The sequence below is a fragment of the Pantoea sp. SGAir0175 genome (genome assembly GCF_043547855.1).
In genome coordinates this window covers 684531-701852 of the sequence record NZ_CP028082.1, presented here as the reverse complement: position 1 = coordinate 701852, position 17322 = coordinate 684531, and the positions used below count along the sequence as shown (strand labels likewise).

Here is a 17322-nt window from a genome sequence, read left to right as displayed (position 1 = left end):
CGTGACGAAAAACCTTCTGCTAAATGAGAAGTATTTATTTTAGCGTTACCCGCGCAGTGATAACAGTCACAGAAATCCAGTATTTTCCGAAAACCGGGGATGCGGGTCTCCGTTTGTCCCCCGGCCGCACGCAATGTCAACGCGCGCCGTTCTCCCGGCCTGGGAAAACGGCGCAAGCGGACGGATTACAGTGAATAGCGCGCCAGCGGCGCCACGGTGGTGATCAGCCCGTTGGCTTTCATATATTCACCAAATGCCTGATAACGCGCCTGATTGAATTCCGCACTGTGCGTTGCAAAATAAGGCAGCGTCGCCTGCCAGGCCTGATGATTGAGCGGCGTATCCAGTTCAGGGTAACGCTTAATGAACGCCTGCCACGCCTGTTGCGGGTGAGCGCGCAGCCAGGCGATGCCCGCATCCAGCCCACGCAGAAATGCCGGGATGCGAGGATCGTTTGCCGCTGTGTTGCTGTTGGCCAGAATGATCAACTCATCGTAGGCCGGCACGTCGTAATCTTCCGGTTTAAACGACACCGGCTTTGCGCCTTTGTCCTGCAAATCCAGCAGCTCGTAGTTACGGAAGATGGTCAGCGCGCCGTCAATTTTATGCGTCAGCAGCGCGGAGACGGCGTCCATATTCAGATTTACCAGTTTCACGCTGTTAACGTCGACGCCCTGCGATTTCAGCATATTGCGGATAGCCACATCTTCCGCGCCGGGAATCGCATAGCCAATCGATTTACCGGCGAAATCTTTAATACTATGGATATCGCCCGATACGGCTGTCAGGGTGTTCAGCGGCTGGTTAATCAGCGTGCCAACCCGGATCACCGGCACCTGCTTGTCCACCAGCGTATAGAGCTGTGGCTGATAGCTAATCGCCAGATCCGCCTTGCCTGCCGCCAGCAACAGCGGTACCGACGCGGAATCCGCCGGTGCGATCATCTCGACATCCAGCCCCTGCTGTTTAAACGCCCCGCTGTACTGAGCGGCCAAGATCGCCGCGTGGTTAGGGTTAATGAACCAGTCGAGCAGCAGCCGCACCTTTTCGGCTGCCTGCGCGTTGACGGTGACCAGCAGCAGTAACGAAGCGATGGCACGAAGAAGTCTATTCACTCAAGTTCCTTAGTATGATTGCCAGAGAAATTTTTTACGCACCAGCGCCACGGCCGCTGAGAGCAGCAGCGCCAGGCTCATTAACAGCAGCAGTGCGGCAAAACTGGTGGCCGTTTCCAGCCGCGCGTTGGATTGCATCATCAGGTAGCCCAACCCTTCGCTGGCACCGACCCACTCGCCGATCACTACCCCAATGGGTGCCAGCACCACCGCCATTTGCAGGCCGGCAAAAAACTGCGGCAGCGCAGCCGGCCAGCGCACGCGCCAGAAAATTCGCCAGCGCGAGGGATACAGCGTTTGCGCCAGCTCCAGCCAGCCGGCAGGCGTACGGCATAAACCGTCGAACAGCGACAGGCACAGCGGGAAAAACAAAATCAGCGCCGCTACCACGACTTTTGACGCGATGCCAAAACCCAGCCACAGCACCAGCAGCGGGGCCAGCGCAAATACCGGGATGGTCTGGCTGGCCGTCACCAGCGGAAACAGCACCCGACGCAGTAGCGGGCTGGAGGCCATCAGCACCGCCAGCACCACGCCACCGCCGACACCCAGCAGCAGGGCCAGCACAATTTCCGCCAGCGTGAACATTGCGTGATGCGCGAGCAGCTGCCGCTTTTGCCACAGAGCCTCCAGCACCGCCTGCGGTGCTGGCAGCAGAAATGCCGGTACGCCGTTGTGCCGCACCAGCAGCCATACGCCCAGCACCACCGCGATCAGGTAGATACCACTACTTAGCTTTTTCATAAGAATTCAGTCGGGAAAAGAGTTCGGCCTGCGCCTGCAGCAGTCCGGCATCATTGAGCGCGCGCGGCACCGTACCTGCCGGCACAGGCCAGTGCGTCACCTGCAGCGGCTGGCCGTGCAACAGCAGAATGTCATCGGCCATACGGCAGGCTTCCAGCGGATCGTGCGTCACCAGCAGCACCGTTTTGCCGCGCAGCAGCGTCGCGGTCAGCGTTTGCAGCTGGTGTTTGGTCATCACATCCAGCGTGGCGAATGGCTCATCCATCAGCACCAGCTCGCGCTGCGCATACAGCGTGCGCGCCAGCGCGACCCGCTGCCGCATGCCACCCGAGAGCTGTGAGGGCGCGGCTTGCGCCTCGTCTTCCAGTCCCACCTGTGCCAGCAAATGGTGCGCCCGCACGCGGTCCGGCTTCGCACCGCTCAGACGCGCCGTCAGCATCACGTTCTCCAGCACCGTCAGCCACGGATAGAGCAGATCCTGCTGCCCCATCCATGCCACGTGCTGCGCAATACCGCTCAGGCTGCCCTGCTGCGGCTGCACTAAGCCGGCCACCAGACGCAGCAGCGTGCTTTTACCAATGCCGCTGCAGCCCAGCAGCACCGTGGTTTTGCCGCCGCGCAGTTGCAAATTGAGCCGATCGCATAGCTGTTTTTCGCCCCAGGCAAAGCTCACCTGGTCAAAGCGGATGTCCTGCGTCATGGCCGGCGCGCCGCCAGAATCGCCAGCTGATTAAAGCCGCGCTGCGCCAGCGCGCTGGCCGCCTGCGCCGCCCGGATGCCGCTGGCGCAGACCAGTACGATGCGGCGATCCGCCGGTGGCTGCCAGGCGTCCAGTTCGTGCGGCAATACGCGCTCAACCCGATCGGCCACGCTGGCAGGCGCCTCTTCGCAGCTGCGCAGCTCCACAATGCAGTCTCCGGGTTGTAACAGGTGAGCATCAATAAACGGCACGCCGGGCTGGGCCGGTTCCTGTGCCGCATCAAAGCGGAACGAACGAAAGTGCCAGCTGACGAAGTCACAGTTGACCATGCAGCCGAGCGGTGAGGGTTGCAGCCCGAGCAGTACGCTGAGCGCCATCTGCGCCTGCATCGCCCCCAGCGCCGCCACGGCCGGGCCCATCACGCCAGCGGTGTTACAGTTAGCCGCGGAAGCAGGCAGCTGCGGAAACAGCGCACGATAGCTCGGCGCGCCGCCGCAAAAACCGCCAGCATAGCCCTGACGACCCAGCACCGAGGCGCTGATCAGCGGTATGCCTGCCTGGAAACAGGCATCAGACAGTTGGTAAGTCACCGCGAAGTTATCGGCGGCATCAATCACCAGATCGCACCCCGTCAGCGCCTGCGCGATATTGCTGGCGCTCAGCGCCTCGGGCACCGCTTCGATTTGCACCTCAGGATTGCGCTGCTGCAAAGCCTGCTGCGCCGCCACAGCTTTGCTGCGACCCACATCCTGCAGGGTGAACAGCGTCTGGCGATGCAGGTTATGCAGCGCGACCTGATCATCATCGTACAGGCACAGCTGACCGACGCCCGCGCCCGTCAGCTGAGGCAGCAGCGTGGCGGCCAGCCCACCGGCACCGGCTACCAGCACGCGGGCGCGAGCCAGTTTCTGCTGCCCGACGACGCCAATTTCCGGCAGCATCATCTGGCGTTGGTAGCGTTCCATTGCGCGCTCCTTAGTTCAGGTTAGCGAGGCCGAAGATCGGCGTTGAGGCCACGGCCATATCACGCTTCTCCATCAGCCCGGCATCGCGCGCGCCCTGCCCGGCGGCGATCGCCTGGCTGAACGCGCGCGCCATCGCCACCGGATCGCCCGCTTTCGCCACGGCGGTATTGAGCAGGATGGCATCGAAGCCCATCTCCATAGCCTGCGCTGCCTGTGACGGTGCGCCGATGCCGGCATCAATGATCAGTGGAATATCGCTGAACCAGGCTCGCATCGCCCGCAGCCCGTCAATATTTCGCAGTCCCTGGCCGGAGCCGATGGGCGCGCCCCACGGCATCAGCAGTTCACAGCCGGCGGCCAGCAGTTTTTCACCGACTATCAGATCCTCCGTGGTGTAGGGAAACACCTGGAAGCCGTCGGCGCACAGAATGCGTGCCGCTTCGACCAGCGCGAACGGATCGGGCTGCAGCGTGTCGGCATGACCAATCACTTCCAGCTTGATCCACGGCGTGTTAAACAACTCGCGCGCCATGTGCGCGGTGGTGACGGCCTCTTTGACCGTGTGGCAGCCAGCGGTATTGGGCAGCACGCGCACATTCAGGCCCGTCAGCAGCTCGCGAAAAGCCGCGCCCGCCGTGCCTTCGCGGCGCAGGCTGACAGTGATAATTTCACTGCCGGATGCGGCGATCGCCTGCTGCAAAATCGCCGGTGAAGGGTAGCCTGCGGTGCCGAGCAGCAAGCGTGACTGCGGTGTAAAATCGTAAAACATCGCTCAGCCTCCCTGCATCGGTGACAGGACTTCCAGCTGCCAGCCTTCCTGCAACTGCAGGCTGGCATACTGACTTTTCGGCACAAAATCGCCATTGCAGGCGGTGGCAACACAGACCGCATCGATTTGCTGTTCGATCAGCAATTCGCTGAGGCTGCTGGCCTCAGTGCTGATGGTGCGGCCGTTAAGCTGAATATTCATGGCTAACCTCCCCGGACAGGCGCTGCATCAGCTGTTCTGCCATCATTGGTGCCAGCAGAAAACCGTGACGATACATGCCGTTAAGATAAAAAATACCGTTGTGATAGTGGATTTCCGGCAGATTAGCCGGCCATGCCGGACGCAGACCGCTGCCGCTTTCGATGACGCGCGCTTCCGCCAGCGCCGGGTGCAGGGTGTAGGCCGCGCTGAGCAGTTCCATCATGGCGCGCGCGCTGATAGCGCTGGCATCGTCGCTTTCGATCATGGTGGCGCCGAGCATGAAGTGGCCGTCGCGACGCGGCACCAGATAACAGGGAAAACGCGGATGGAGCAGACGAATCGGCCGGGAAAATGACACCTCATGACTCTGCAGGATCAGCATTTCCCCACGCACCGCGCGCAGGCCGGAGAGCTGCGCTCTGGCATGGATACCGCGACAGTCGATGATCCGGCCCGATGGCTGGCGCGCATCAAAGCGGACGCCGCGCTGCAGCAGTTTGTCACGCAGTTCAGCCAGCGCACGGCGCGGATCGAGATGTGCTTCGCGCGGGAAAAACAGTCCGCGCGCAAACCGGTTTTCCAGCGCCGGTTCAAGCGACGCCGGATCAACCCATTGATGCGCCGTCGTCATGCGCGCGAAGCGGTTTAACTCCGGGTTATCACGCGGCGGTGCCAGCACTAACGTACCCTGATGCACCACGCTGCTGACGCGCGTTTGCCACCATGCCGCAGCATGCTGGCCGAGGGTAATTACGTCGGCTGGCGCGCTTTCTGCTTCACACCACGGCGCCAGCATGCCACCGGCAAACCACGAGGCAGGCTGACGCGCTTCATCATCAATGACCTCGACGGTTTCGCCGCGCTCAGCCAGCAGCGTGGCAACACAAAGCCCGGACACACCGCTACCGAGCACGCTCCAGCGGCTCATGAACAACGATCCGGTAAATAATCTGGGAAATTCACATCGGCCTCTCAGTGATAACTGAGACCCGCAGATACAGGTGAAGGGAATCGACGCCAGCGATCGGGCTCGCCTTTGCGCCAGACGGCTTTGCACATGAAGCCGTCAGTCTTCCTACGCCAGTATCAACTGGGTCAGGTTCAAAGGGTCGCTAAGCCGCGCAGTGCGCTATTAGCCTCTCAGTCTCTCAGGCGAGACTCCCCCGACGCGTCTATTTGTATTGCAGGCGCTGGCTGGCGTCAAGCAGCATGTTAACCGAACTGCCCGCGTTGTGGATCAAAATTGCAACATATGGTATACCAGACGGATAGCGGGTAGATGATAAAAAAGACTTTTTTATTATTCACTTATAAATTTTTCAGCTAATCATGGAAGCATTATGAATAAGTTTCGGGTGGCTTTTATTAAAGCAGGATGGCATCAGGCGATCGTGAACAACGCGCTGGTGGGCTTTGAGCAGGAACTGGCAGAACAAGGCGTCGAAAATACATTAACAAGCTATGACGTACCCGGCGCGTTTGAAATGCCGCTGCTGGCTAAACGCCTGGCCGAAACCGGCAAATTTGATGCGATTGTCTGCGCCGCGCTGGTGGTCGACGGTGGCATCTATCGTCATGACTTTGTCGCGCAGGCCGTCGTCGATGGCCTGATGAATGTGCAGCTCGCCACCAATGTTCCGGTGTTTTCGGTGTCACTCACTCCGCACAATTTTCAGCCGGTCGACGCGATTGAAGCGTTTTATACCGAACATTTTATTAAAAAAGGCAAAGAAGCCGCACGCGCCGCTCTGATGATTCATCAGCTACAGATCGATTAATATTTTTTAAGCGGTAGCGGTAATAATTGATGGCCGGATTAAATAAAGAAATTTCTGGCCGATGAATATTTCAACGCGGGGCTATTGACGGCGGGTGATGAAGTGAAATGATTTCGCCAGCATTCCCGCTGGCGAAATCCTGAGTACCGGTAAAATTAACGGCTGACTTCGTGACCAATCAGGCCGCCGATAGCCGCGCCGCCGAGGGTACCGAAGGTGCTGCCACCGGTCAGAACAGCGCCGCCCACCGCACCCACACCGGCGCCAATGGCGGTGTTGCGGCCACGATGAGACATGCCACAAGCCGTTACAGAAAAGGCTAGAACCAATACCACTGCGATATTAAAGCTGCGTTTTAAAACCATCAAAATCCTCATTACCATTAATTCTAATGGAATGTAATAGTGTTAACTTTGTTTGTTGTTTAGCCGCCAAATACCTGGCGTAGCGTGCTTATCCTGGAGGCAAATTTAAGGGGCTTTGCATTTTTGTGGAAGGTAAAAATTCCTATTTTATGCCGGACCTGTCAGGTGCTGGTTATTATTCGTACCTTAAGCCAAATAAAAAGGCATGGCGTGAAGGTTCACGCCATGCCTCGCTGACTTACCGCGTAATGAATTAACGCTGCGGATGATTAACTTCTACTGGTCGTAAATCAAACACCAGCACTTCAGCGTTGTTACCGTTAGCGAACTGCAGCGCCGTCTCATTGCGTACGCGCGCGCCATCGCCGGCTTTAAAGCTCACGCCATTCACTTCAATGCTGCCGCGCGCCACATGAATGTAAGCATAGCGATCGTTAGCCAGTTCCAGCGTCTGCTGCTCGGCACCGTCAAACAGTCCCGCGTAAATACGCATATCCTGACGTACGCGCAGCGAGCCGTTGTCGCCTTGTGGCGAAACAATCAGGCGCAGCTGACCGCGTTTGTCGGCCTCTGCCACTGACACCTGCTGGTAACCTGGCTCGGTACCGCGTTCTGCCGGCACAATCCAGATCTGCAGGAAGTGCACATTATCCTGTTTCGAGTGGTTAAACTCGCTGTGCGTCACGCCGCTGCCAGCGCTCATCAGCTGCACGTCACCGGGCACGATAACCGAACCGGTACCCATGGAATCTTTATGCTCCAGCGCGCCTTCCAGCACGTAAGAGATAATCTCCATGTTGTTGTGCGGATGCGCACCGAAACCGCGACCCGGTGCTACCTGATCATCGTTAATCACCAGCAGATCGGAGAAACCGGTCTGTTGTGGGTCCCAGTAGCTGGCAAACGAAAAGGTATGGCGTGAATGCAGCCAGCCGTGATCGCCTAAGCCACGTTGTTCGGACAGTCGTTGTTCAATCATGGTCTGCTCCTTAAATTTTTAGCTGGAGGGCGAAGGCCCTTCCCGTTGCTGACCAGTATACGTAAACTGATTTGCCCAACAATGCGCCTGTATGACAATGACTGTCACAGATAAGTGGACAATATGCAGATTGAAGATCTCCGGATTTACGTCGCCGTAATCAAAGCGGGCAACTTTACCGCTGCGGCTGAACAGCTGATGCTCTCGAAGCAATACGTCAGCCGACGCATCGCCGCGCTGGAAGAGTCGCTCGGGGCGCGTTTGCTGAATCGCAACACGCGCAAACTGTCCGTTACCGACAACGGCCAGCTGTTTGCCCAGCATGCGCAGCGCATTCTGGATGATGTGCAGGAAGCCGAACTGGCGGTGTCCGGTCGTCGTCAGGTGCTGCGCGGCAGTTTTCGTCTCAGCGTGCCGATGTCGTTCGGCATCAGCCATCTTTCCCCTTATATCGCCGAATTCCTGAGCCAGCATCCCGGTATCCAGTTCCAGGTGGAACTGGCCGATCGGCATGTGGATATGGTGGGTGAAGGTTTTGATATGGCGATTCGCATCGGCACGCTGCCGGACTCCAGCCTGATCGCCAAACGGCTGGGGGAATTCCGCCGCGTGATCTGCGCCAGCCCGGCCTACCTGCAGGGCGCCGGCGCACCGCGTGAGCCGGAGGATCTGCTGCACCATCTCTGTCTGCGCTATGGACGTGAAAGCCAGACCGGCTGGGAGCTGTTTCAGGGCGACACGCGTAAAGTGCTGGCGGTCCAGGGACCGATGGTCAGCAATAACGGAGAAATGCTGCGTGATGCGGCCGTCGCCGGGTTGGGGCTGATCCTGCTGCCGGAGTTTATCGTGGCTCCGGCGCTGGCGCGTGGTGAGCTGGTAACGGTGCTGGATGACTGGCATCCGGCCTCGCTGCACCTGAATGCGCTTTATCCGCAGCATCGCCAGCGCAGCGAGATCAATCGGGTATTTATGACGTTCCTGCAGGCCAAGCTGGCAGGCAAATGAATCAGCCCACTTCGCTGCCTATCGCAGCACGCAGCTCCGGTGCGGCTTCGCCGCTCATCGGGCTCACCAGCGCATAGTTATAGTGGCGATCGCTCCAGTATTGCGCCACCAGGTTGTCCGCCTGGCGCGACCCCTTTTCCAGCCGCACGGTCTGCGGGCGGATGTACCAGCCAACGCGCGTGCCGCTGGCGGTCTGATACAGCACCAGCGCCGAGGCGCCATGCTCATTCGCCATCAGGCGCGCGCCGATGAGCTGATAGCCAAAGCGCTCCAGATTGGGCGGCAGCGTACCGTTGATAAAATAGCGGCCCAGCCAGCTGGCCAGCTGTGTCGTCTGATGGGTGCTTATGTCCATCGTCGCCTGCTGCGCGCCATCGCCGAATAACCGGTAAGCCTGTACCGCATCCTCCATCGGTAACGGATGATTCTGTAAGCGTTCAGTCATCTGCCAGCCGGACAGACTGCCGATCCCCAACGCCAGCACCAGCGAGCAGGCCAGCGCCAGCCGCTGATAACGCTGTCGCGCACGCCGCTGGCGCAGCTGTGCTGGCTGCAGTGGCGTAAAGGCGTTTCGCGCCATGTTGCGTTGCAGGCTTTGTTGCAAGCGCAGCTTGTCCTGACGCCAGCCCTCAACCTGGGCGGCGACGTCAGGATGCTGCGCCAGCCAGTCGCTGACGGCCTGATGGCTGGCGCTATCCAGTTCACCATCCAGCCAGGCGTGCAGCTGGTTCTCATCGGGCGGGATATTCATTTTAATCTCCTCAACGTCACCGGGGCCGGCAGGCCTTCGGTCATGTGCTGCAACTGTTTTCGCGCCCGCGACAACCGTGACATCACGGTGCCCAGCGGAATGTCCAGCGTGTCAGCCGCTTCCTGATAACGCATGCCTTCCACGTTAACCAGGAGCAGCAATGCGCGACTGTCAGCCGGCAGACGGGCGAACAGCGCCAGCATCTCATCGGCGATGGCATGATGCTCAGCCGACTCGGCAAAGGGCTCGGCGCGGCTGAACAGCGTCATAATCGCCTGCCAGCGCTTGCGGCGGCGTTCGCCATCAATGAACTGATGCCAGAGAATGGAAAACAGCCAGGCACGCAGACTGCGCGTGTCATCGCGCGCCGCGTCCAGTGCTTTGACCAGCGTGTTTTGTACCAGATCCTCAGCGGCCATGCGCTCACGCGTCAGCCCCAGCGCAAAACGCTGCAAATGCGGCAGTAATGCGCGGATTTCGTCATCGCTCAATGCAGACATTATTTTTGCTCTCGCACCCGGCGCAGGCCGGTCATGCTACTCAGCACGCCATCCCGTAAAATCAGACCATGCAGCAGCGCGGCGGCCAGATGGGCCAGGATCAGCGCGAACAGACTAAACGCCAGCAGCGAGTGTAACGGGCGCAGCACGGCATAACTTTCCACGCTAACCGGCAGCAGCGGCGGCAGCACCAGCCCCTCGCCAATTGTCACCGGAAACCCGCCTGCCGACAGCATTGCCCAGCCTACCAGCGGTTGCGCCAGCATCAGAAAATAGAGCGCCAGATGGGTCAAATGTGCCACCGTTTGCTGCCAGCCGGGCACCGACGCGGGCATGGCGGGCACACCGTAGTAACGCCGCAGCCCAATACGCACGACCACCAGCAAGGCGATCAAAACGCCCAGCGGTTTGTGTATCGCCAGCAGCAGCGAATGGGCAGCCGAGATATCCGCCACCATCGCCACGCCGATAAATAGCATGGTCAGCACGGCCAGCGCCATCAACCAGTGTACGATGCGCAGCAGCGGATGAAACAGGGTTGTCGGGTGGCTCATGATTTTTTCTCCTGCTGACGCGCCTGTTCAGCCGTGCGCAGATTGAAGGATTTAGCGTAAGCGGCGGAGCGCGCGTTGAGCAGCGGATCGTCCGAACCGCTGATGCCCTGCGGCAGTATCAGCGGATCGTAATTGATGTCATTGCAGCTGCCGCCCTGTTGCGGGCTGCTGTCGCGCAGCGTCAGCGTACCGGCGACGATCTGTTGCCGATCGGCTGGCCACACCTTGCTGGCATCGTTCACCGCATCACCGGGCTGAGCCACGCTGATCACCAGATCCCACTTCAGCGGTGCGGTCGCCAGCCGGTCGTGCAAGTCGCTCTGCAGATAATCCGGCTGCTGCTGCTGTGCCGCGCTGATCGGCTGCCACGGCGTACGCGGCACCAGGCTCCAGCGCACAAAGCGCGTTTCACCCTGCCCATTGGTAAAGCGGAAAGCATTCAGGCTGTTGTACTGCTCCTGCGCCCAGCTGGCGGCCAGCACATGGGTTTTCGCCCAGGCAAAGAACGGTTTAACTTCAGGATGGGCAATGGTAAACGCCATCAGCTTTTGCGCATCTGGCTTGCCGGTCTGCGGCAGCGGTCGACTGGCCTGCTGCTGATCGTAAAAAGCCTGCGGCGTACTGACCGGGAAAAACGGCAGCGCGTTCATGCCGGTACGCCACTGCTCGCCGTGCGCCAGCTGAAATTCCAGCGCCAGGCTGCGCACCGGCACGCCATAGTCCGGCGCGTGCGGATTACCGCCGGCAATGGCAAAGCGGCCAATCACCGGCACCGTACCCGGCTGGAAAACGCTGGCGCGTGACAGAAACGCCGCGTTGCCGCTGGAGGTAAAATCACCGGTAACGCACACGCCCTTGGCATGATTGCGCCGGTATCCCGGATGCACACCGCTGTTTTGCTGCAGCGACTGCACCAGACTTTGCGCACTGAGGCGCTGCGGCGTCAGCCAACCGCCTGCAGCAAGAAACAGCACCAGCAGTAATCCGGGAATAATGACGACCAGCAGTAACAACGGCAGATGTCTGACCGTAGGTTTAAAGTTCATCTTAGCCAACTCAGTAAGGGAAAGTGGGCATAAGACGAACCAGCGCGGCGTTTATTCCCGCGCGGTAAAAATTATTTTATGGCGAGCGCCGGCGCGCATCGCGCACCGCAACGGCATGAATCAGCAGCCCCAGCACGGACAGAATGGCCCCAACCCAGCCGGTGGACTGCCAGCCCAGCCCGGCGGAAATGGTGATGCCGCCGAGCCACGCTCCCAGCGCATTGGCAATATTGAACGCTGAGTGATTAAGCGCGGCCGCCAGGGTTTGTGCATCACCGGCCACGTCCATCAGCCGGATCTGTAGCACGCTTCCCAGCGCCACCATGGTGCCGACCAGCATCACGTTAAGCGCGCCCGCCAGCGCATAATGCGCGGCAAAGACAAACGCGCTCAATACCAGCAGCGACCACACCAGCACAATGCGGATGGTTTTCTCCAGCCCGCGGTCGGCCAGACGTCCCCCGACAAGGTTGCCGATAATCATGCCAAGACCAAACAGCGCCAGTATCGCCGGTACCAGATTTTCCGGCAGGTGGGCCAGTTCCATCATGGTGGGTTTAACGTAACTGAATACCGAGAACATGCCGCCGCTGCCAATCGCGCCAATCGCCAGCGTCAGCAAAACCTGCTTGCGCGTCAGCGCCGAGAGCTCGCGCAGTGGACTGGCCTGCTTGTCACCGGCCACATTGGGAACCCAAAGCCACACCAGTAACAACGTCAGCAGCGCCAGTCCGCCGACGATGGCAAACGCATCACGCCAGCCAAACCACTGGCCGATGGCGGTAACGGCAGGTACGCCAATCAGATTGGCGATGGTTAATCCCAGCAGCACCATCGACACCGCCTGCGCACGCCGCGCACGCTCCACCAGTCCTGCCGCCACCAGCGCCGCAACGCCAAAGAAGGTGCCGTGGGGAAAGCCCGCCAGAAAGCGGGCCACCAGCATCGCAGAATAGCCCGGCACGACAGCGCTCAGCAGATTACCCAGCGCAAACAGGCCCATTAGCGTCATCAGGAAATTACGCCGTGAAGCCCGCGCGCCGAGAATAGCCAGCAGCGGCGCGCCAATCACTACGCCGAGGGCATAAATGCTGATGAGATGGCCAGCTTCAGGAATGGTGACGTTCAGGCCTTTCGCCGCATCGGGCAGCAGGCCCATGATGACAAATTCACCGGTGCCGATGGCAAATCCGCCGGTGCCCAGCGCGAACAGCGCTTTTGGCACGCTGTGACGCGGCAGCGAGGCCTCGTCCGGGAGCTGAGAGAGTTGAGGTTGTACTGATGACATGTTTTGTTCCGTACCGCAGGTGAAAAAAACAGCAAAGAGGCTGGCGACAGTGTCTGTTCACCAGCCTCTTTGCTGCGGGTTTTAGCGCGTCAAGCTTAGCGCATTTATGATTGAATCGGGTTCAACGAAGTCTTGAGCGCAACACGGTAACCGAAAAGCGCCAGTAACGGGCGAAAGGGCAAAAGCTCAGGACGCGCTGAGCGCCTGCCGCGCCAGCAGCGCCGCGCCCACCATGCCGCCCTGATGGGCAAACTCGCCCGGCACCACCAGCGCATGCGCTGTGCTGCGCAGCACGCAGCGCTGCACCGCATCATTAAGCGCAGTAATCAGCGGGGTGACCGAAGCCAGGCCGCCGCCTACCGCCACCCGCGACGCGCCGGTAATGTTAATGGTGTAGGCGAGCGGCTCGCTCACCAGTTGCAGCCAGGCTTCAATCGTCTGCTGCGCCCGCGCTTCTGCCTGCTGCCAGCGGGCAATGATTTCCACGCTGCTGGCGCTTTCAGCGTGCAGCACCTGATGCAGCGTTTCCAGCCCGCGCGCGCCGCCGTAGGTGTCCAGACATCCTGTCTGGCCGCACGGGCACGCCTGGCGCGGCACGCGCACGCGACGATGCGCCAGCGTCACTTCCGTGAGGGTAATCGGCCCGTGGCCCCATTCGCCGGTCAGGCCGTTTTGTCCGGTAATAATGCGGCCGTCCGCCACCAGACCACCGCCCACGCCGGAACCGAGAATCGCGCCAAACACCACTTTGTGCCCTTTGCCGCTGCCGGCCAGCGCCTCGGCCAGGGCAAAGCAGTCGGCGTCGTTGTGCGCGATCACCGGCCGCTGCAGCACCTCACCCAGTTCCCGCGCCAGATTACGCCGGTGAAAAGCCGGGATGTTGCTGGCAAACATTTCGCCGGTTTGCGGTGCCACAATGCCCGCCGTGGAGATGGCGACAGCCGCCTGGCTGCTGAAATGGTTATGCTGCCCGGCGATCATCTCGCTGACTCTGGCGCAAAAAGCCTGCCAGTCCGTCGCCGGGATTTTTTGCTGATCGAGCAGGGTAAGCCGATCCTGTGTATCCATCACGCCAAGCTTAATAAAGGAGCCGCCCAAATCGAGGCAGATCACGGTTGAGTGCGGGTGAGTCATAAACGTTTATCCATTACATCGCGCAGGCCGTCGCCCAGCACATTAAAACCGAGCACGGTAATCAAAATCGCCAGTCCGGGAAATAGGGAGACGTAAATATTTAGCCCGAGAAAGTTGCGGCCATCGCTCATCATGGTGCCCCACTCCGGCATCGGCGGCTGCACGCCGAGCCCGAGAAACGACAGACTGGCGGCAGAAAGCACCACCGCACCAGCCGTCAGCGTCGACTGTACAATCAGCGGGCCAATGGCGTTGCGCAGAATATAGTGCGTGATAATGCGCGGGTATCGCACGCCAAGCATATGCGCCGCTTCGATATACTCCATATTTTTCAGTCCCAGCGTCAGGTTGCGACTCAGACGTGCATACACCGGGATCGAGAACAACGAAATGGCGATCAGCATGTTTGTCAGCCCCTCGCCGAGCACGCTGACAATCAGAATCGCCAGTACGATGCCGGGGAAGGCGAAAATAATATCCATCAGCCACATGATCAGCGCATCAATTTTGCGTCCAGCCAGCCCCGAGATGATGCCCAGAGGAATGCCGATCGCCATTGAGATGGCCACGCTGAGACTCACCTCAAATAGCGTGATGCGCGCGCCATAAATGACGCGGGCAAAAATATCGCGGCCGTAATCATCGGTGCCGAACCAGTGGGCAACGGAAGGTGCCTGCAACGTGTTCAACAGATCCTGCTCGATGGGATCCCAGTGAGTGATCAGCGGTGCAAAAAGGGCAGCCAGCACCACCAGCAGCACCAGCCCGCCTCCGGTCGTGATGGAAGGGTTGCCAAGCAAAAACCTCACGATCTGGCGGCGGCGCGCGGGCGGCGGCTGGAGAGACGTGTCGAAACTGTTCATCAGTCGAACCTTATTTTCGGGTTGAGCAGGCCAATCACTATCTCACCCACCAGATTCATCAACACCACGCCGGTTACCGCCACTAACGTTACGCCCTGAATCACCGGATAGTCGCGGTATTTCACCGAATCCACCAGCAGGCGGCCAATACCCGGCCAGTTAAACACCGACTCTGTCACCACTGCACCTCCGATCAGGCTGCCAAAATTCAGCGCGACGATGGTGACAATCGGTATCAGCGCATTGCGCAGCGCGTGTTTCCAGTTAACGCTGGCCGACGATAACCCTTTGGCTCTGGCGGTACGGATGTAATCCTGACTGAGCACATCCAGCATGCTGGAGCGCGTCATCCGCGCAATCATCGCCATCGGGAGAATCGCCAGCGTAACGGTTGGCATCACATAGTTGCGCCACGAATCAGCACCGAGTAGCGGCAGCCAGCCGAGCTGTACCGCAAAGTAGTTCATCGCCAGCAACGCCAGCCAGAAGTTCGCAATCGAGGCACCGGCAATGGTCAGTACCATGACGATCTGATCGGGAATGCGCTGCCGGTAAATGGCCCCGGTCATGCCCGCCGGCACGCCGATGGCAATCGCCAGCAGGTACGCCAGCGCCGCCAGCGACAGCGTGTACGGCAGGCGTTCGCTGATTTCGGTCATCACCGGACGCTGCGACTGCAGCGACAGCCCGAGATTGCCATGCAGCGCTTCACCGGCAAACCTGACGTATTGCAGCGGCAAAGGCTGATCCAGCCCGAGGCGCACGCGCATACTGTCCACCGCTTCCTGCGGCGCTTCCGGGCCGGCCATCAGGCGTGCCGGATCGCCCGGCAGCGCGCGGATGGCGATAAACACGATGATCGACACACCGAAGATAATCAACGGCAGCGAGAGCACCTTTTTTGCGACATACGCTTTCATATCAATCAGCCATCAGCACTATTTCTTCACGGCATCACGGACCACAATCTGGCCGCCCGGTTGCATTGTCACGCCACTGATATTTTTGCGCGTCGCATACAGGTCGTCCTGATAGTAGAGCAGCACCTGCGGGGCGAGTCCGCTGATCCGCTGCTGTGCCTGGAAATAGAGTGCTTTGCGCTGGGCATCATCGAGCGTGGAGGCGGCGCTATCGATTAGCTCATCGGTACGTTTGTCGCTGAAGAAGCCGAGGTTGGCCCCGCCGGGCGCAAAGCTGCTGCTGTGATACAGCGGACGCAACTGCAGATCCGAGCCGTACAGCCCCGAAGACCAGGACGCCAGCACCGCGTCCGTACCCTGCGCGGCTTTCTCTTTGGCATCGGCAAACGCCGCTTTGGCCCATACGCCGCTCTCCATCTGGCGCACGCTGAGCTTGACGCCAATTTTGCTCCACATACCCTGCAGAACCTGCGCGGTGCGTGCGTCGGGTGCCTGCACGGCAATCGACATGGCGAAGCCGTCGGCATAGCCCGCTGCCTTAAGCAGGTCTTTGGCTTTCTGCACATCGTACGGATAGTCATGCAACGCTTTGTCGTAGTTGGCATCGACCGGCGCCAGCGGGGAATTGGCCGGCTGCGCATAACCAAACATCACCGCTTTTACCAGCGCCTGCTGGTCGGTCGCGAAGTTCAGCGCCTGGCGGACTCTGACATCGCTGAGGGCTTTACTCTGTGTATTGAGATCGATCCAGAATACCGCCGCGCCCGGCGACTGTTTTAACTGCACGCCGGGATTATTTTTTAACATGCCGGCAAATTGCGGCGGCACCGGGTTAATAATATCGACCTGACCGGATTGCAGCGCCATATTCATGACTGACGGCTCACTGCTCCAGGTCCATTTTATTTCGTCCGGCCCGGCAGACTTGCCCCAATAGTCCGGGTTCTTCTGCTCCAGGACAAATTCACCGGATTTATACTGCGCCAGTTTATATGGCCCGGTACCGTCGGCTTTATTATTGATCGTGCCGGCTTTGTCAGCTTGTGGACTCACCATTAATCCCGGACCGGATGCCAGCACAGTTAAAAACGCCGGATTAATTTTCTTCAGTGTAAAGGTGACGGTTAAGTCATCTTTTTTCTGCACGTCCTGAATAAAGGTGCGAATTTTCCCACTTCCGGCAAGACCGCGCTTCGTATCCAGATGACGCTGAAAGTTTTCAACGACCGCATCGGCATTAAATGGCGTGCCATCGTGGAATTTAACGTTGGGACGCAGCGTAAATTCCCAGTGCAGTCCGCTGTCGTCGGCATGCCAGGAGAGCGCCAGGGCCGGCATGATTTTGCCATCGTCACCGAGCCGCGTCAGGCCTTCATACATCGGGTCCAGCACCGTGCCGGTAAAGGTCGCGGTCTGATTGCCCGGGTCCATGCTGCGCGGCGGTTCGTTTTGCATAATGACCAGCTGAGCAGCCAAAACCGATGCGCTGGAAAACGACGCCAGAATACCCGCGGCAAGTGTCAGTACCCTGAAATGCTTGAGTGTGCTTTGCATGAAGGCCTCAGTGAATCAGTGACAAAGAGTGAAGAGTCATTGCCCGGCAGGCAGCTGACTGTCATTGCACGCCATCGCCTGCCATACGCTT

The 17322-nt window shown here is 59.6% G+C and carries 20 protein-coding genes and 1 riboswitch; of the genes, 2 read left to right on the top strand and 18 right to left on the bottom strand.

Going from position 1 to position 17322, the window contains the following annotated elements; genetic code table 11:
• Positions 1–185: 185 nt before the first annotated feature.
• Genes C1N56_RS22615 through C1N56_RS22585 form a run of 7 tightly spaced genes read right to left on the bottom strand, consistent with a single transcriptional unit; the run spans position 186 to position 5422 of the window.
• Positions 186–1115, bottom strand: a complete 930-nt coding sequence (locus tag C1N56_RS22615; protein WP_394517595.1) for an ABC transporter substrate-binding protein — start codon at positions 1113–1115, stop codon at positions 186–188.
• A gap of 9 nt (positions 1116–1124) precedes the next feature.
• Complete coding sequence (locus C1N56_RS22610) at positions 1125–1859, bottom strand: ABC transporter permease (protein ID WP_058770323.1); 735 nt, start codon at positions 1857–1859, stop codon at positions 1125–1127.
• Positions 1843–2559: an ABC transporter ATP-binding protein gene (locus C1N56_RS22605; protein ID WP_058770324.1), complete on the bottom strand. Its 717-nt coding sequence runs from the start codon at positions 2557–2559 to the stop codon at positions 1843–1845. Before C1N56_RS22605 ends, C1N56_RS22610 begins: the two co-directional genes overlap by 17 nt.
• Positions 2556–3524, bottom strand: a complete 969-nt coding sequence (locus C1N56_RS22600) for a HesA/MoeB/ThiF family protein (protein WP_021508921.1) — start codon at positions 3522–3524, stop codon at positions 2556–2558. The genes C1N56_RS22605 and C1N56_RS22600 overlap by 4 nt, the downstream gene beginning before the upstream one ends.
• 10 nt (positions 3525–3534) lie before the next feature.
• A complete protein-coding gene (locus C1N56_RS22595) occupies positions 3535–4293 on the bottom strand; it encodes a thiazole synthase (protein WP_010615680.1) in 759 nt (252 codons plus the stop codon).
• 3 nt (positions 4294–4296) lie between these two features.
• Positions 4297–4494 carry a sulfur carrier protein ThiS gene (thiS, locus tag C1N56_RS22590; protein WP_127834999.1) on the bottom strand — a complete coding sequence of 66 codons (198 nt, stop codon included), beginning with the start codon at positions 4492–4494 and terminating at the stop codon, positions 4297–4299.
• On the bottom strand, positions 4478–5422 hold the full coding sequence (locus C1N56_RS22585; RefSeq protein WP_058770326.1) for an FAD-dependent oxidoreductase: 945 nt from the start codon (positions 5420–5422) through the stop codon (positions 4478–4480). The genes thiS and C1N56_RS22585 overlap by 17 nt, the downstream gene beginning before the upstream one ends.
• 127 nt (positions 5423–5549) lie before the next feature.
• Positions 5550–5669, bottom strand: a riboswitch (TPP riboswitch).
• 165 nt (positions 5670–5834) lie between these two features.
• Between C1N56_RS22585 and C1N56_RS22580 the strand changes: the two genes are divergently transcribed.
• The gene (locus tag C1N56_RS22580) at positions 5835–6272 is read left to right on the top strand and encodes a 6,7-dimethyl-8-ribityllumazine synthase (protein WP_058770327.1); all 438 of its coding nucleotides are present in this window, start codon (positions 5835–5837) and stop codon (positions 6270–6272) included.
• A gap of 155 nt (positions 6273–6427) precedes the next feature.
• Here the strand turns inward: C1N56_RS22580 and C1N56_RS22575 are convergent, their stop codons facing one another.
• Both C1N56_RS22575 and C1N56_RS22570 read right to left on the bottom strand, forming a co-directional pair.
• A complete protein-coding gene (locus tag C1N56_RS22575) occupies positions 6428–6637 on the bottom strand; it encodes a glycine zipper 2TM domain-containing protein (protein WP_031279978.1) in 210 nt (69 codons plus the stop codon).
• Positions 6638–6890: 253 nt separating this feature from the next.
• Positions 6891–7616 carry a pirin family protein gene (locus C1N56_RS22570; protein ID WP_021508917.1) on the bottom strand — a complete coding sequence of 242 codons (726 nt, stop codon included), beginning with the start codon at positions 7614–7616 and terminating at the stop codon, positions 6891–6893.
• A gap of 123 nt (positions 7617–7739) precedes the next feature.
• Here C1N56_RS22570 and C1N56_RS22565 point away from each other — a divergent pair, with 123 nt between their 5' ends.
• The gene (locus tag C1N56_RS22565) at positions 7740–8621 is read left to right on the top strand and encodes a LysR family transcriptional regulator (protein ID WP_264444169.1); all 882 of its coding nucleotides are present in this window, start codon (positions 7740–7742) and stop codon (positions 8619–8621) included.
• 1 nt (position 8622) lies between these two features.
• Here the strand turns inward: C1N56_RS22565 and C1N56_RS22560 are convergent, their stop codons facing one another.
• From C1N56_RS22560 to C1N56_RS22520, 9 genes are all read right to left on the bottom strand, one after another.
• A complete protein-coding gene (locus tag C1N56_RS22560) occupies positions 8623–9372 on the bottom strand; it encodes an anti-sigma factor family protein (RefSeq protein WP_262264080.1) in 750 nt (249 codons plus the stop codon).
• Complete coding sequence (locus C1N56_RS22555; protein WP_058781060.1) at positions 9369–9872, bottom strand: sigma-70 family RNA polymerase sigma factor; 504 nt, start codon at positions 9870–9872, stop codon at positions 9369–9371. The genes C1N56_RS22560 and C1N56_RS22555 overlap by 4 nt, the downstream gene beginning before the upstream one ends.
• The gene (locus C1N56_RS22550) at positions 9872–10426 is read right to left on the bottom strand and encodes a cytochrome b (protein WP_262264081.1); all 555 of its coding nucleotides are present in this window, start codon (positions 10424–10426) and stop codon (positions 9872–9874) included. The genes C1N56_RS22555 and C1N56_RS22550 overlap by 1 nt, the downstream gene beginning before the upstream one ends.
• Positions 10423–11472: a catalase family peroxidase gene (locus C1N56_RS22545; RefSeq protein ID WP_262264082.1), complete on the bottom strand. Its 1050-nt coding sequence runs from the start codon at positions 11470–11472 to the stop codon at positions 10423–10425. The genes C1N56_RS22550 and C1N56_RS22545 overlap by 4 nt, the downstream gene beginning before the upstream one ends.
• A gap of 76 nt (positions 11473–11548) precedes the next feature.
• Positions 11549–12760, bottom strand: coding sequence for an MFS transporter (locus tag C1N56_RS22540; RefSeq protein ID WP_394517594.1), 1212 nt, complete (start codon positions 12758–12760; stop codon positions 11549–11551).
• 186 nt (positions 12761–12946) lie between these two features.
• Positions 12947–13894 (bottom strand): ROK family protein, encoded by a 948-nt coding sequence (locus C1N56_RS22535; protein ID WP_211726783.1) that lies wholly within the window; start codon positions 13892–13894, stop codon positions 12947–12949.
• Positions 13891–14757 (bottom strand): ABC transporter permease, encoded by an 867-nt coding sequence (locus C1N56_RS22530; protein WP_021508909.1) that lies wholly within the window; start codon positions 14755–14757, stop codon positions 13891–13893. The genes C1N56_RS22535 and C1N56_RS22530 overlap by 4 nt, the downstream gene beginning before the upstream one ends.
• A complete protein-coding gene (locus tag C1N56_RS22525; RefSeq protein ID WP_021508908.1) occupies positions 14757–15677 on the bottom strand; it encodes an ABC transporter permease in 921 nt (306 codons plus the stop codon). Before C1N56_RS22525 ends, C1N56_RS22530 begins: the two co-directional genes overlap by 1 nt.
• An 18-nt stretch (positions 15678–15695) precedes the next feature.
• Complete coding sequence (locus C1N56_RS22520) at positions 15696–17231, bottom strand: ABC transporter substrate-binding protein (protein WP_059009281.1); 1536 nt, start codon at positions 17229–17231, stop codon at positions 15696–15698.
• Positions 17232–17322: the final 91 nt, after the last annotated feature.

Excerpts from the sequence above, each read along its gene's own strand:
- C1N56_RS22550 (WP_262264081.1), bottom strand. The coding sequence starts at position 10,426 with ATGAGCCACCCGACAACCCTGTTTCATCCGCTGCTGCGCATCGTACAC.
- C1N56_RS22595 (WP_010615680.1), bottom strand. The coding sequence starts at position 4,293 with ATGTTTTACGATTTTACACCGCAGTCACGCTTGCTGCTCGGCACCGCA.
- C1N56_RS22545 (WP_262264082.1), bottom strand. The coding sequence starts at position 11,472 with ATGAACTTTAAACCTACGGTCAGACATCTGCCGTTGTTACTGCTGGTC.
- thiS (WP_127834999.1), bottom strand. The coding sequence starts at position 4,494 with ATGAATATTCAGCTTAACGGCCGCACCATCAGCACTGAGGCCAGCAGC.
- C1N56_RS22600 (WP_021508921.1), bottom strand. The coding sequence starts at position 3,524 with ATGGAACGCTACCAACGCCAGATGATGCTGCCGGAAATTGGCGTCGTC.
- C1N56_RS22565 (WP_264444169.1), top strand. The coding sequence starts at position 7,740 with ATGCAGATTGAAGATCTCCGGATTTACGTCGCCGTAATCAAAGCGGGC.
- C1N56_RS22525 (WP_021508908.1), bottom strand. The coding sequence starts at position 15,677 with ATGAAAGCGTATGTCGCAAAAAAGGTGCTCTCGCTGCCGTTGATTATC.
- C1N56_RS22580 (WP_058770327.1), top strand. The coding sequence starts at position 5,835 with ATGAATAAGTTTCGGGTGGCTTTTATTAAAGCAGGATGGCATCAGGCG.
- C1N56_RS22530 (WP_021508909.1), bottom strand. The coding sequence starts at position 14,757 with ATGAACAGTTTCGACACGTCTCTCCAGCCGCCGCCCGCGCGCCGCCGC.
- C1N56_RS22570 (WP_021508917.1), bottom strand. The coding sequence starts at position 7,616 with ATGATTGAACAACGACTGTCCGAACAACGTGGCTTAGGCGATCACGGC.
- C1N56_RS22585 (WP_058770326.1), bottom strand. The coding sequence starts at position 5,422 with ATGAGCCGCTGGAGCGTGCTCGGTAGCGGTGTGTCCGGGCTTTGTGTT.
- C1N56_RS22535 (WP_211726783.1), bottom strand. The coding sequence starts at position 13,894 with ATGACTCACCCGCACTCAACCGTGATCTGCCTCGATTTGGGCGGCTCC.
- C1N56_RS22575 (WP_031279978.1), bottom strand. The coding sequence starts at position 6,637 with ATGGTTTTAAAACGCAGCTTTAATATCGCAGTGGTATTGGTTCTAGCC.
- C1N56_RS22605 (WP_058770324.1), bottom strand. The coding sequence starts at position 2,559 with ATGACGCAGGACATCCGCTTTGACCAGGTGAGCTTTGCCTGGGGCGAA.
- C1N56_RS22560 (WP_262264080.1), bottom strand. The coding sequence starts at position 9,372 with ATGAATATCCCGCCCGATGAGAACCAGCTGCACGCCTGGCTGGATGGT.
- C1N56_RS22540 (WP_394517594.1), bottom strand. The coding sequence starts at position 12,760 with ATGTCATCAGTACAACCTCAACTCTCTCAGCTCCCGGACGAGGCCTCG.
- C1N56_RS22610 (WP_058770323.1), bottom strand. The coding sequence starts at position 1,859 with ATGAAAAAGCTAAGTAGTGGTATCTACCTGATCGCGGTGGTGCTGGGC.
- C1N56_RS22555 (WP_058781060.1), bottom strand. The coding sequence starts at position 9,872 with ATGTCTGCATTGAGCGATGACGAAATCCGCGCATTACTGCCGCATTTG.
- C1N56_RS22520 (WP_059009281.1), bottom strand. The coding sequence starts at position 17,231 with ATGCAAAGCACACTCAAGCATTTCAGGGTACTGACACTTGCCGCGGGT.